At 63.8% G+C, this 14089-nt stretch carries 9 protein-coding genes; 5 read left to right on the forward strand and 4 right to left on the reverse strand.

Going from position 1 to position 14089, the window contains the following annotated elements:
- Positions 1-109: 109 nt before the first annotated feature.
- Positions 110-2077, reverse strand: coding sequence for an alkyl/aryl-sulfatase (locus PKE80_RS18145; protein WP_271183689.1), 1968 nt, complete (start codon positions 2075-2077; stop codon positions 110-112).
- A gap of 212 nt (positions 2078-2289) precedes the next feature.
- On the opposite strand from PKE80_RS18145, the gene pcaF reads away from it, so the two are divergent.
- Complete coding sequence (pcaF, locus tag PKE80_RS18150) at positions 2290-3501, forward strand: 3-oxoadipyl-CoA thiolase (RefSeq protein ID WP_271183690.1); 1212 nt, start codon at positions 2290-2292, stop codon at positions 3499-3501.
- A 159-nt stretch (positions 3502-3660) separates the two neighbouring features.
- Here pcaF and PKE80_RS18155 read toward each other — a convergent pair whose 3' ends face one another.
- Positions 3661-6036: a TonB-dependent receptor gene (locus PKE80_RS18155; RefSeq protein WP_271183691.1), complete on the reverse strand. Its 2376-nt coding sequence runs from the start codon at positions 6034-6036 to the stop codon at positions 3661-3663.
- Positions 6037-6274: 238 nt separating this feature from the next.
- Here PKE80_RS18155 and PKE80_RS18160 point away from each other — a divergent pair, with 238 nt between their 5' ends.
- Positions 6275-7978 carry an arylsulfatase gene (locus tag PKE80_RS18160; RefSeq protein WP_370424081.1) on the forward strand — a complete coding sequence of 568 codons (1704 nt, stop codon included), beginning with the start codon at positions 6275-6277 and terminating at the stop codon, positions 7976-7978.
- Between the two features lie 146 nt (positions 7979-8124).
- Here PKE80_RS18160 and PKE80_RS18165 read toward each other — a convergent pair whose 3' ends face one another.
- Positions 8125-8898 carry an SDR family oxidoreductase gene (locus tag PKE80_RS18165; RefSeq protein WP_271183693.1) on the reverse strand — a complete coding sequence of 258 codons (774 nt, stop codon included), beginning with the start codon at positions 8896-8898 and terminating at the stop codon, positions 8125-8127.
- Between the two features lie 120 nt (positions 8899-9018).
- Between PKE80_RS18165 and PKE80_RS18170 the strand changes: the two genes are divergently transcribed.
- Entirely contained in the window at positions 9019-9936 is a 918-nt protein-coding gene (locus PKE80_RS18170) for a LysR family transcriptional regulator (protein WP_271183694.1), read from the forward strand.
- 229 nt (positions 9937-10165) lie between these two features.
- Positions 10166-12634 (forward strand): TonB-dependent receptor, encoded by a 2469-nt coding sequence (locus tag PKE80_RS18175; protein ID WP_271183695.1) that lies wholly within the window; start codon positions 10166-10168, stop codon positions 12632-12634.
- Positions 12635-12782: 148 nt separating this feature from the next.
- On the opposite strand, the gene PKE80_RS18180 is transcribed toward PKE80_RS18175, so the two are convergent.
- Positions 12783-13067 carry a hypothetical protein gene (locus PKE80_RS18180; RefSeq protein ID WP_271183696.1) on the reverse strand — a complete coding sequence of 95 codons (285 nt, stop codon included), beginning with the start codon at positions 13065-13067 and terminating at the stop codon, positions 12783-12785.
- Between PKE80_RS18180 and PKE80_RS18185 the strand changes: the two genes are divergently transcribed.
- Positions 13056-14012 carry a TonB-dependent siderophore receptor gene (locus PKE80_RS18185; RefSeq protein ID WP_271183697.1) on the forward strand — a complete coding sequence of 319 codons (957 nt, stop codon included), beginning with the start codon at positions 13056-13058 and terminating at the stop codon, positions 14010-14012. The two genes, PKE80_RS18180 and PKE80_RS18185, sit on opposite strands and share 12 nt — an antisense overlap.
- Positions 14013-14089: the final 77 nt, after the last annotated feature.

Raw genomic sequence — 14089 nt, forward strand, 5'->3', positions numbered from 1 at the left:
ATGATGGTGTCCTCCCTCCTTTCGTCATTGCGAGCAAAGCGAAGCAATCCATGGCGGCGCAAACGGCCCTGGATTGCTTCGCTGCGCTCGCAATGACGAGGGGTGTGGTTCAGGGCTTCGGCGTCACCAGTCCGAACGTGCCTTTGGGCGCCTCCACCAGCGCGAGGAAGGCGCTCAGGCGCTGCGCGGTATCGGCGGGCAGGGCGCTTTCCTGCGGCTTCTTCGTGATCGCCGCGATGAGCTGCGCGCGCGTCAGTTCCAGCTTCTGCGCGGAAGCCTTGCCGATAGGCTGATGGATCAGCACGCCATTTCGGATTTCCACGTGCTCCGCGACGCCATCCAGTACGAGGTCGAAGGCCATCGGCGCCGCCAGCGCCCGCTCGGGCACGAGGCGCACCGCCAGCAGGTCGAGGATGTCCGAAAGCGGCATCGCCGGGATCGCGCCCGCGACCGAATCGAAACCGCCGGTCTTCACGCCCTCGCGCAATTCCTTCGCACCGGTGAGGAAGGCATTGCGCCACATCGAGCTGGTCGCCTGATAGCCCTGCTGTTCGAGGCTGTCGGCCAGCGCCAGCTTGGCTGCGTGGTTGTCCGGCTGCGCGAAGACGAGGCGCGAGAGCAGTTCCGAGGCCCAGCGGTAATCGCCCGCCGCCACCGCCTTTTGGCCCAGCGCCAGCACCGCCTCCGGTCCGCCCATCGCCTCGACGTACTTCGTCGCCACGGCTTCGGGCGGTAGCGGGTTGAGGTTCGCCGGGTTGCCGTCGTACCAACCGAGATAGCGCTGGTAGACCGCCTTGGCGTCATGGCTGAGCGTGCCGTAGTAGCCCTGGTTGAACCAGCGGTCGGCCAGCGGCTTCGGCAGCTTGAGGTTCTCGGCGATCTCCTCGCCGGTCATCCCTTCGTTCATCATCCGCACCGACTGGTCGTGCAGGTACTTGTACATGTCCCGGTGCGCGCCGAGGTAGTCGAGGATCTTCGCATTGCCCCAGTGCGGCCAGAAGTGCGAGGTGATGAGCGTGTCCGTCCGGTCGCCATAAAGCGCGATGGACTTGGTCAGATCGTCTGCCCAGGCCTTCGCATCGCGCACTTGCGCGCCGCGCAGGGTCAGGATGTTGTGCAGCGAGGAGTTGGCGTTCTCGGCCATGTCGAGCACGCGCAGCTGCGGCATGAAGATCGCCATTTCGGCGGGCGCCTCGGTATCGGGCATGTACTGGAATTCGAGATCGACGCCATCGATGGTCATCGTCTCGCCGGTCTTCGTGACTTCGTGCGTGGGCGGCAGCATGTGGACCGCGCCAGTTGCATTGCCGAGGCGGTTGAAGGCCGGGCCGATGCCGTCGCTGATGTCCGCCTTGGGACCGGTGCCGATGAGGTGGCCGAAGGCATAGATCGCGCGGCGGCTCATGGCGGGACCGGCGATCACGTTCTCCGAGATCGCTTCCTTGAGGAAGCCGCCCGGCGCCACGATCGGCACCTTGCGCGCGGCGGCCTCTTCCGGGCTGATGACGCCCGCCGCGCCGCCGAAGTGGTCGATGTGCGAATGGGTGTAGATCACGCCCATCACAGGCTTGTCGCCCAGCTTGGCGCGGACGAGGTCCATCGCCGCCTTCGCGCTCTCCACCGTGGTCAGGGTGTCGATGACGATGTAGCCGGTCTTGCCGAGCACGACCGTCAGGTTCGCCAGCTCGATCCCGCGCACCTGATAGACGCGGTCGGTCACCTTGAAGAGCCCGGATTGCGACAACAGCTGCGCATTGCGCCAGAGGCTGGGGTTCACGGTATCGGGCCGCTTGCCCTTGAAGATGTCGAGTTCCTTGAGGTCGCGGATGCGCTTGCCGTCGGGCTTTGTGATTTCGCTGCCGGGAATGCCTGCGACGAAGCCGCGCGTGGCGAGGTCGAAGTCCTCCTTGTCGTTCCACGGCAGGCTGGCGGTGGTCTCCTCGAAGTAGCGCAGCGTCGCGGCCGAGGCGGGTTTCTGCGCGCTATCCGCATCCTGGGCGGCGACATGGCCGCCCGCGCCGAGGGCTAGGAGCGAGACGGCGGCGATTGCCGCTGCGAAGCGTGGGCGATGGGCCATGGACATCCTCTTTTATGCGATCGTAGCGCAAACCCTCACGATCCGCGCCTGACAGGCCGGGCGCACTGTCGGGATGCCGCTGGGAGAGGCAAACGCGCCGGTCTGCGCGCGGCATCTTTCCCGGTTGTGATATTCCCCCGGAGCGCCTCGCGTAAGCCCCTCGCTCGCCCATCCGCTTGCTAAGCGGCGAAAAAAGCGAGCGAGGACGAGCGATGAGTGGAACTGCCTATATCTGCGACGCGGTGCGCACGCCCATCGGCCGTTACGGCGGCGGTCTGGCCGCGATCCGTGCCGACGATCTGGGCGCGGTTCCGCTGAAAGCGCTGTTGGCGCGCAATCCCGGCCTCGATCCGGCGGCGGTGGAGGAAGTCTTCTACGGCTGCGCCAACCAGTCGGGCGAGGACAACCGCAACGTCGCGCGCATGAGCCTGCTGCTGGCGGGCCTGCCGCATACGGTGCCGGGCGTGACGCTCAACCGCCTCTGCGCCTCGGGCCTCGAAGCGGTCGGCGCGGCGGCGCGGGTGGTGGTCGCGGGCGAGATGGACCTGGCCTTCGCGGGCGGCGTCGAGAGCATGACGCGCGCTCCCTTCGTGATGGGCAAGGCCGACAGCGCCTTCGGCCGCGCCCAGAAGCTGGAAGACACGACGATGGGCTGGCGCTTCGTCAACCCGGCGCTCGATGCGCTCTACGGCACCGAGACGATGCCGCGCACCGGCGAGAACGTGGCGAAGGACTTCGGCATTGCGCGCGCCGATCAGGACGCCTTCGCGCTGCGCAGTCAGGATCGCGCGGCGGCGGCGCAGGAATCCGGCTTCTTCGCCGAGGAGATCGTCACCACCCCGGTCCCCGGCCGCCGCAGCGGCGACGTGGTGGAAGTCTCGGTGGACGAACATTTGCGGCGCGGCACCACGCTGGAGACGCTCGCCCGCCTGAAGCCTCTGTTCGAGCCGGGCGGGACGGTGACGGCGGGCAATGCCTCGGGCATCAACGACGGCGCGGCGGCGCTGATCGTCGCCAGCGAGGCGGCGGTGAAGGCCCACGGCCTGACCCCGCGCGCACGTATCCTGGGCATGGCTTCGGCCGGGGTGGAGCCGCGCGTGATGGGCATCGGCCCGGTTCCGGCTACCTGCAAGCTGCTGGCGCGGCTGGGGCTGACGATCGGAGACTTCGACGCGATCGAACTGAACGAGGCGTTTGCCAGCCAGGGCCTTGCCGTCATGCGCGAACTGGGTCTGGCCGATGATGCGCCGCAGGTGAACCCGAACGGCGGCGCGATCGCGCTGGGCCACCCGCTCGGCATGTCGGGTGCGCGGCTGGCGCTGACGCTGGTGCACCAGTTGGAGAAGACCGGCGGCAGGCGCGGCCTCGCCACGCTGTGCGTGGGCGTGGGCATGGGTCTGGCGCTGGCGGTCGAACGGGTTTGAGGTTTCTGCCGAGCGCGCCATGAATACATCGATTTCCTGAAGCAGCAGCGCTGCATCGACGAAGTTGCTGCCCGCACTTGCACGGCTTTGAACTCTGCTCAAAGCCGTGCTGGTTCTCCGCAGATCAGGTGGAGTGCTGAATGATGCTCATGCCGGATTTCAGAACTTGGTCCTGAGCGTCACACCGTAGGTACGAGGATCGCCCAGGGTGCCGGTGACCGCACCGGTGTTGCCTGCCGACAGGCTCAGGTAATAGAGCTTGTCCGTCAGGTTGCGCGCCCACAGCTGGATGTCGAGCACCCCGTCCAGCGCCCGCACGCCGATGCGTGCGTTGACCAGCGAATAACCGGGAATCAGCGAATAGCGCGAAAGGCTGGCGGTGGTGTTGAAGTCCGAGCGGTAGCTATAGTCCGCGCCGAAATAGACTTCGCTATCGCGGCCCAGCACAGATCCCACCCCCTGACGCGCCTCGCCGCCTGCCGAGGCCGCCCACTTCGACACGCCCGGCAGGCGCTTCCCGCTAAGGTCGCAGGTGGTCTGCCCGGTGACCTCGATCGGGCACGGCGCATTGGGATAGTCCACGTACTTCGCATCGGTGAACGCGCCCGAGGCGTAGAGTGAGAGCCACGGCGCCGGATTTGCGCGCAGGTCCGCCTCGAAACCGCGCGTGCGAACTTTGCCGACGTTGGTGAAGTAGGACTGGTTGTTGCGCTCCACATCGACCACGGTAGTCTGGTAATCGCTGTCGTCGGTCCAGAACGCGGCGAGGTTGGCGGTCAGTTTATTGCCGAACCATGCGGTCTTCACGCCCAGTTCGTAGCTGTCGATCGTCTCGGGCTTGATGACCGGATCGGCGGCGAAGGCGCCCGTCGTCACGATGTTGGCAAGGTTGAGGCCGCCGAACTTGTGGCCGCGCCCATAGGTCGCATAGACCAGCGCATCGGGCGAGACCTTCCACGACAGCGTCGCCGAGCCGGACAGGCGGCCTTCCTTCGTGCTGGCGGAATAGGAATTGGCGATGCCGTAGCGCGAGCGGATCGTATTGGCGGCGGCAAGCTGCGCGGTGGTCAGCCCGTCGAGACTGGCGCCGGTGGCGGTCTGCTCGAACCAGCCGGTCTTGGTCTCGTAGGTGTAACGCAGGCCCGTGGTGAGATCGAGCGTGGGCGTCACGTGCCAGATCGTCTGACCGAAGGCGGCGTAGCTGTTGGTCACAGGACGCGAGTGGCCGAGGATGGTGTAGCCGTTGAGTGCGGCTGCGGCGGCTGTGCGGTCCACGCTGGGCGCCACGAACCATGCGGCGGCGTCACTGCCATAGGCATTCAGCGACTCGGCATCGATTGCCTGCCACAGGTAGTAGAGCCCCGCGACGTAATCGACCTTGCGCGTGCCTTCCGAGGCGATGCGCAGTTCCTGGCTGAACTGGCGCTGCTCGTTGCTCTGGTGGAAGTCGGTGCCGGCATCGAGGCTGGTGGAATCGCCGTCATTGTGCGGATACCAGTTCCACGCGCGGTAGGCGGTGACCGAGGTGATCGTGTTGCCCGGGATGGTGAGGTCAGCGATCGAGGTCACGCCCCACTGGTTCATCTTGTAGCGCGGGTTGGCGTCCACATCGACCTGCCGCGCCGAAGGATCTATCGGCAGCGGCGTATAGCCGGTGCGCGCGGCGCGGGCGTAATAGTTGTTCGCGAACGCCGTGCCGTTGTCGTACTGGGTCAGCACGCCGGTCAGCACCGCCGCCGCCGTCTTGGAATGCTGGCGGCCGTAGTCACCGATCAGGCGCAGCTTGAAGTTGCTGGCGGGCGTGAACAGCAGCTGCCCGCGCAGGCCGAAATCGTGATAGTCCTGCGTGTCCGAACCGTCGTAGCGGTTGGTCATGTAGCCGTCGCGGTCGGTCTTCGAGACGTAGAGGCGCGCGGCCAGCAGATCGTCCACCAGCGCGCCGCTGGCATAGGCGTGGACCTGCCGGAAATCGTAGTTTCCGAAGGTCACGTCGCCGCCCGCCTCGGGCTCGAACGTCGGCGACTTGGTGGTGACGACGACCGCGCCCGCCGACGTGTTCTTGCCGAACAGCGTGCCCTGCGGGCCGCGCAGCACTTCGATGCGCTCCACGTCCGAGAGGTCGAACACTGCCTGTCCGGGCCGCGCGAGGTAGACCTGATCGACATAGACGCCGACCGCCGGCTCCAGCCCGTCGTTGTAGACCGAGACGTTGTTGCCCAGCCCGCGGATGTTGATGCTGGTGTTGCGCGGGTTGGTGTTGGTGACGACGAGGCTGGGAGTCAGTTGCTGCAGGTCGCGCAAGTTGTAGGTGCGCGTCGCGGCCAGCTGCTCGCCGCCGAAGGCATTCGCGGCCACCGGTACGTCCTGGATGCGCTCGTTGCGGCGACGGGCGGTGACCATGATATCGAGGCCTCCACCACCTTCTGCGTCGGCAGCGGCTTCGGCGGCTGGTGCCTCTTCGGCGTATGCGGGGACGGCAGCCAGCGCGCTCGACCCGAGCAGGGCGAGCGTGGTGGCACGCAGGAACGTGTTCATGGAAAGACCCTCATTGCATGGCGCTACCGGCGACCGGGCGGCCGCCTGAAACTCAACCGTTTGAGTAGAGAACTCATGGTGCGCGGCAACAAAGATTCTCTACATAACTGGTAGAGTAAAACTTTGTGGGCCGCCGGAACTGCTCCCGTTAGGTCTTGCGCTCCCACGCATCGCCACGAACGGAACCGACGTGACCCGCAAGGCCGCCCTGATTGCCGCCGCTCTCATGAGCACCCTGATGACCCGTCCCGCCGCCGCGCAGGCCGTGAATGCCGCCGCGCCTGCGCCTGCATCAACCGCCGCTCCGGGCGCTGCGCAGAGTGCAGCGCGCCCGAACTTCCTCGTCATCGTCGCCGACGATCTCGGCTGGTCGGACCTCGGCGCCTTCGGGGGCGAAATCGCGACGCCCAACCTCGACGCGCTAGCCAACAGCGGCGTGCGTTTCACCGGCTTTCACACCGCGCCGACATGTTCGCCGACCCGCTCGATGCTGTTGAGCGGCGTGGACAACCACGAAGCCGGGATCGGGACCATGGTGGAATCGCGCCCCGCCACCCTTGCGGATCGCCCCGGCTATGAAGGCTATCTCAACGACCGCGTCGCCTCGATCGCGGAGCTGCTGCAACAGGGCGGCTACCGCACGCTGATGTCCGGCAAGTGGCACCTCGGCCTCACCGAGGATCGCGGCCCGGCCGCGCGCGGGTTCGACCATTCCTATGCGCTGCTGCAGGGACTGGGCAATCACTTCGGCGCCGACCAGAACGCGGCATGGACAAAGGCCAAGGCCAATTCGCTCTACCGGCAGGACGGCAAGCTGGTGAAGTTCCCGGTCGGGCACTACTCGGCGGACCAGTTCGCCGACAAGCTGATCGGTTTCCTTGATGAAGGGGGCGCCGACAAGCGCCCGTTCTTCGCCTACCTCACTTTCACCACGCCGCACTGGCCGATGCAGGCCCCGTCCGAGACGATCGCGAAGTACAAGGGCCGCTACGATGCGGGCTACGAAGTCCTGCGCTCACAGCGGCTCGAACGGCAGAAGAAGCTTCGCCTCGTCGCGCTCGACCAGCAGCCCCATGCGCTCGACGGCGTGAAGCCGTGGGACAGCCTGACGGCCGAGCAGAAGGCGTTCGAGGCGCGCAAGATGGAAGTCTACGCCGCGATGGTGGACCGCATGGACCAGAATGTGGGCCGCGTGGTCGCCGAACTGAAGCGCACCGGCCAGTACGACAATACGGTCATCGTGTTCCTGTCCGACAACGGCCCCGAGGGTAGCGAGATCGATGCGCCGTTCCAAGTGCGAGGGCTTCCTGACGGCGCGAAGAAGCTGGGCATCGACAACCGGCTGGAGAACATCGGCAACGCCACCTCCTACGTCGGCTACGGCGCGGGCTGGGCGCAGGCCAACAGTACCCCGTCGTGGCTGGTGAAGGGCTATCCCACCGAAGGCGGCACGCGGGTCTCGGCTTTCGCCTCGGGCAAGGACGTCGTCGGCAATCGCATCGCACGCGGCTATCTGAGCGTCACCGACATCGCGCCGACCTTGCTCGACCTTGCTGGGCTGACCCAGCCTACGACCTACGAGGGCCGCGCTATCCTGCCGTTCGAGGGGCACAGTCTGGTCCCCGTCCTGGCCGAGAAGGCCAGCGAAGTGCGCTCGCCGGACGAGCCGGTCGGCACCGAGCTGTTCTATCGCCGCGCGCTGCGCAAGGGCGACTGGAAGGCGGTCTACCTGCCGAAATCCGGCTCAACCTACCCGCGCGACGGCGTTGGCGAGGGCAAGTGGCAGCTCTTCAACCTCGCGACCGATCCGGCGGAAAGCACCGACCTTGCCGCCACTCATGCCGAAAAGCTGGCCGAACTCGTGGCGGACTGGGATCGCTACGCTGCGCAGAAGGGCGTCGCGCTACCACAGGATGCCGCGCCCTCGGCGGCAAAGCCCTGAAGCGCGTGGCGTGCCGGACCCAATACCCGGCACGCCGCCAGCCGTAAGGCTTCGATCGATCTGTTCCGGCACACTGATGAAAGCTGCAGACGACGCCCTGTATGGCGCCAAAGGTATGGGCGGGACACAATGGACCGCCCATACCTTTATTTGGTGGTATAGCCGCCATTGACGAGAATGGTCTGCCCGGTCATCCACCAGCCATCCGAAACCATGAAGCGGATATAGGGAACTATGTCCTCAATGTCGGTCAGTCCGGTCTTCGAGAAGCCCGACAGCGCTGCAGCAGTTTTGTGATAAGCGACCGCATCTGCGCCCTCGGCCGGGTAGAAAAAGGGCGTATCCATCGGGCCAGGCCCAATTGCCGTCACCGAAATGCCGCGTTCGCCGAATTCCTTGGAGGCAGCGCGGGTGAAGTGTTCGACCGGCGCCTTGGTTCCGGCGTAGCTTGAATAGAAGGATGTGTAGGCGCCCAGAAGAGAAGTGACGAGCGTTACCAGCTTTCCATTGTCATTAAGGTGCTTGCCTGCTTCCTTTATGAAGAAGAAAGCCGCCTTTGCATTGACCGCGCTCATCTCGTCATATTCGGCTTCGCCGATTTCGAGCATGGGCTTCTTCAGGACCTTTCCAACCGTGTTAATGGCAATGTCCGGGCGGCCGATGGCGGCAACGGCGTCGGCAAAGAGTTTTTCGACGGCAGCTGCAGTGGTCATATCCGCCTGAAATGCAACCGCTTCCGCGCCAAATCCCTTGATTGCTGCGACCGTCGCATCTGCCTCTTCCTTTGAAGTGGCGCTGTTATAATGAATGGCGATGGCCTTCGCGCCTTGCTCGGCAAGATCCCGTGCGATCAGGCCGCCGAGATTTTTTGCCCCACCGGCGATGATGACGGTTTTCCCTTTAATGCTATGGTTGGTCATTCACTGCCTCTTTTACCAGATGGCCGACCATTTATTGGCCGCCTCGAGGTGCGAACATATGTTCAACATTTGAACGATAAAATTGTTTAATTTGAATTTACTTGTCTGAAAATCCGAACAATGGATATTCCGGGTAATATGGATCGTATCGAACTGTTCCGGGTTTTCATCCGTGTCGCCGAATGTGAGAGTTTTACGCGCGCGGCAGATACCCTCGGGGTTCCCAGATCATCCGTTTCGGCAGCCATACAGGCGCTTGAGGACCGTGTCGGGGCGCGACTGCTTCATCGTACAACCCGCAAAGTTTCACCGACGTATGATGGCATAGCATTTTATGAGCGCTGCCAGCGGGTTATCGCTGAGGTCGAGGATACCGAAAACCTGTTTCGTCAAAACGCAACTCAGCCAACGGGGCGTCTGCGCATCGACGTTCCGGGCCGGATCGGCCGGTTGATAGTGGCGCCTGCGCTGCCCGGTTTTTTCGATACCTACCCCAAGATCGAAATCGACATGGGGGTCACTGACCGCGCCATCAATCTGACGGGGGATGCAGTCGATTGCGCGCTTCGTGTTGGTCCACTGGCCGATTCCGGACTGATCGCGCGACCGATCGGTAAACTGCCACTGATCAATGTGGCAAGTCCGTCTTATCTGGCACGTCATGGGATACCAAAGTCGCCCGATGACTTGCGCAATCATCATGCGGTCAACTATGCCTCGCCCTCTACGGGAAAAGTCGAGGCTTGGGAGTGGGGCGAAGACAGAGGTCTGCGCACTATGTCTCTGGGTGGACCCGTTACGGTCAACAATGCTGAAGCCTATATTGCTTGCTGTCTTGCTGGCCTCGGCCTGATCCAGATCCCGGCCTATGACGTCAGATCTCATGTGGAGGCGGGCGAATTGGTCGAGGTGATGCCAGATCATCGGGCTGCCCCGATGCCGATGAACTTGCTTTATCCTCATCGCCAGCATCTGTCGCGCCGATTACAGGTGTTTGCCGATTGGCTCGAAGAATTGCTCAAGAAGCGACTGGCGTAGCACGCGGATTGCGCCTGCGAAGGTGCTCCAAAGTCTGGCAAGGTAAGGGGCTGCCCTGTTGCTCCGCAGTGCACGGGCTTTCGGTCATCATGCCTTCCCGGCAGCATGATTAGAGCGTCAAATGTCTCGGAAAGGCCGTCCCTGAAACATAAGCGCAAATCTGCTGAAATATTTCATTGATAATGAGACTGACTATCAGTATCAGCCGCCTTGTTCATAAGGGGGAATCATGCCAATCAAGCCATCCAAGGCGACCGCGCGTCGCACTTTCCTTGCGCTGTCCTGCATCGCGCCGGCTTTCGCGCCGGTCGCTCATGCGCAGCAGGCGGATCCTGCCGATCGCAGCCTCGGCGGCGTCACCGTTTCCGATACCGAGATCACCGAAGCCCCTGGCCGCAAGCTTGAATCGCCCAAGCGTACGCGGTCCGTTCGCGACACGCCGCAGACGATCACGGTACTGTCCAACGAAGTGATCGAGCAGCAGAATCTCCTGACCCTGCGCGATGTGCTCTCCACCGTGCCCGGCATCACTTTCGGCGCGGGCGAGGCGGGCACCGGCCCCGGCGACAACATCACATTCCGCGGCTACAGCGCGGCCAACGACATCACCGTCGACGGCGTGCGCGACAGCGCCCAGATCACCCGCACCGACCCGTTCAATCTCGACCAGGTCGAAGTGACCAACGGAGCCAACTCGGTGATCTCGGGCGCGGGCTCGGTCGGCGGCAATATCAACATCGTCACCAAGCGCCCCAAGGCCGATGACGCCTATGTCGCCACGGCGGGCATCGGCACCGACAACTACTATCGCGCGACCGTCGATCTCAACAAGCGCGTCAGCGAGCTTGTCGCCTTCCGTTTCAACGGCATGTGGCACCGCAACGACGTGCCCGGTCGCGATGTCGAGGACTACAAGCGCTGGGGCATCGCGCCTTCGGTGACCATTGGCATCGACAGCCCGACCCGTCTGACGCTGCAGTACAGCCATCAGGAAGACGACAATATCCCGCAGTACGGCCTGCCGTATTATGCGGTAGCAGGCGGTCTGATTTCCGGCGTCCATCGCAGCGACTACTTCGGCTACCGCAACGTCGACAAGCAGAAGATCAATGTCGATCAGCTGACCGCGATCTTCGAGCATGAATTCAGCGACACTGTCTCGATCCGCAACCTTGCCCGCTGGCAGGATTCGCGCCAGCTAACCCAGGTCAATCCGCCGCAGGGCACGTACTGCCTGTCGAGCGGCGTGACCCCGCTCGGCGCCGCGTGCACGGTCAACATCGGCACGACCGCCGCGCCCAACAACGTGCTCGTCCCCGCCGGATACTACTATCCGACCGGCCCGCGCGGCACCACGCGTGACACGCGCAACCAGCTGATGTTCGACCAGCTCGACATCAAGGCCGTCTTCAACACAGGCGCGATCGAGCACACGATCACGCTGGGCGGTGCCGTCACCTGGGAAAAATATGATCTCTACAACGGCAACGTGCTGCGCAATGCCGACGGCACCAATGCCTTCACCCGCCTGCCGCTGATCAACATCGACAACCCGAACGAGGTGATCACCGGTCCTGCGACTTCGGCATTCACTTATGGCAGCAACGTCTACACCGGCGCGGTCAACTTCATCCGCACCGGTCACACCATCGGCGAGCAGACCAACGTGGCGGGCTACCTGTTCGACACCATGAAGCTGGGCAAGTTCGAATTGAGCGGCGGCGCCCGCCTCGAGCGCAACACCGGCACCTCGCGTACCGACACGCTGTGCGGCCTCGCCGTCGGCTGCGCGGTTAGCGGCGTGCAGTACGGCTTCGGCGATGTCAGCGCGACCACCCGCGGTCGGAACGCCAACACGCTGTTCTCCTACCGCGTCGGTCTGAACTACAAGCCGGTCGAGGCGGTCAGCCTTTACGTTGCCTACGGCAATTCGCGCACGCCTTCCAAGAATTCGGTCAACGGATCGTGCACGGCTGACGGGCTCGCCGCCGATGGCTCGGCGATTCAGAACACGACCTGCAACATCAGCCCGGAATCGGCCAAGAACTACGAGATCGGCGCCAAGGCGGAGCTGTTCGACGGCGGCCTGTTGCTGACCGCATCGGCCTTCCGCAACGAGCGTGACAAGTACGCGGTCGTCTCGGGCGATCCGACGGTGCCGAACCAGCAGCTCGACGGCAAGTCACGGGTGGACGGCATCGCGATCGGCGCGTCGGGCACCATCACGCCTGCATGGACGATCACGGCCAACTACACGTACCTCAAGGCCAAGCTGATCCAGTCCGTCTCCGACTTCTGCCTTGCTAACCCCGGCGCGGTGACGGGCACGCGGACCTGCACCAATACGGCTGCGAACCCGAACCCGGGTGCCGGACAGTACCTGCCGCAGACGCCCAAGCACTCGGCCAGCCTGTTCACCACCTATCGTCTGCCGTTCGGCCTGACTGTCGGCTACGGGTTCACGTATCAGGGCAGCTTCCTGCTGACCGCCGCGACCCCGACGGCCGAGGCGATCAACGCGAAGGACTACCTGGTTCACCAGGGCTACCTGTCCTACGAGTTCTCGCCCAACCTGTCGGCGCAGCTCAACGTCAAGAATATCGGCGACAAGCTGTACTTCACCCGTATCCGCAACAATGGCTGGGCCACGCCGGGCGATGCCCGATCGGCGGTCCTGACCCTGACCGCGAAGATGTGACACGAAAGCATACCGTCACGAAACGCTTCAAGCGTTTCGTGACGGTATGCGGTTCGATTATAAACAAAAGACGGCTTGAGCAGACGTCAGATATTCCTACTCAAGCCTTACGCTGCTGCTGTTCTGCGTGGCCGAACGAGGTCTCGCGTCAGTACAAATTATCCTTGTAGTCCTTCTCCAGGCCTTTCCGCATCAGCGCGCTCATTCCGGGCACAGCGATACTCGCGCGGGCCAATGCAGCAGCGACGCCTTTGTTCTTGTTGAGCTTGATGTGCTCGATGAAAGGCTTCGTCGGCTCGATGCTCGTCCCGGGAGTGACCGGCCATAGCGCGGCGCGCTTCAAGGCGGGGCTTTCGCGCAATTCGAGGGCCTCGATCTGCACGCCGATCGCCAGTGATGGGACTTTGCCTTGTACCGTGAAATGTTCGCGCATGACGGGGTCGGTGGTGAGGTGTGCCCGTCCGTGGACGCGGGCGACGCAGGCAGAACCCGGCACCAGCAGAACCGTAGCACCTACTTCAACGCCGGCGACTACGATTCCACGCATTTCCCGCTGAACATCGCCAATCCCGATTACGACGAAGCATACGATACCGATTCCGTGCTAGGCTCGTCCGGCGGCAGCAAGGCGCACCAGACCGGGATATATCTGCAGGACCACCTGAAGTTCGGGGAGTTCGCCACACTGACCCTTGGAGGCCGCTATGACTGGGCCGAAGCATCCGGGCAGAAGGATGACGATTTCAGTCCGCGCATCGGCGCCACCGTGAAGCTGGCTGGCGGTGTGAACGCCTATGCCAGCTGGTCGAAGTCGTTCCTGCCGCAGCTCTATAGCCTGCAGGTCGTGGGCTTCGACGGTGAGGGTAATCCCATTGGCGGGCCGGTGCCGCCCGAGCGGGGCAGGAACATCGAACTGGGCGTGAAGTTTGCGCCGGACGGCACCCGGTTCAGTGGTAGCTTGGCCGTCTATCAACTGACTCGGCAGAACGTGACGACGTCCGACGCGGGTTATCTCGACTTTTCGGTCGTGACCGGCGAGCAGCGGGCACGGGGGATCGAGGCGGAGTTGCAGTGGCAGCCGATCGGCGGCTTCAGCCTGAACTTTGCCTACACCTACACCGATGCGGAGGTGACAAAGGATAATTTCTTCACTGTCGGCGCGCTGCTCTCCAACATTCCCCGTCACAATATCGGGGCTTTCGCGCAGTACGAGTTGCAGGACGGCCCGTTTGCCGGATTAGGCGCGACACTGGGCATCACTTACAACAGCAAGCGCAACGGCAACATCTACTCGGTAAATTCCGACGGTTCGGTGCTGCTCTGGCTGCCTGCCTACACGCTGGTCGATGCAGGGGTGTCGTGCAGGCGTGAGGGCTGAGGGGGGCAACTGACCGTCGCCAACCTGTTCGCCGAGCGCTACTTTCCCGACACCGGTGGAATCGATCGCGTGACCCC

The organism is Novosphingobium resinovorum, assembly GCF_027922145.1.
Taxonomy (GTDB): Bacteria; Pseudomonadota; Alphaproteobacteria; order Sphingomonadales; family Sphingomonadaceae; genus Novosphingobium; species Novosphingobium resinovorum.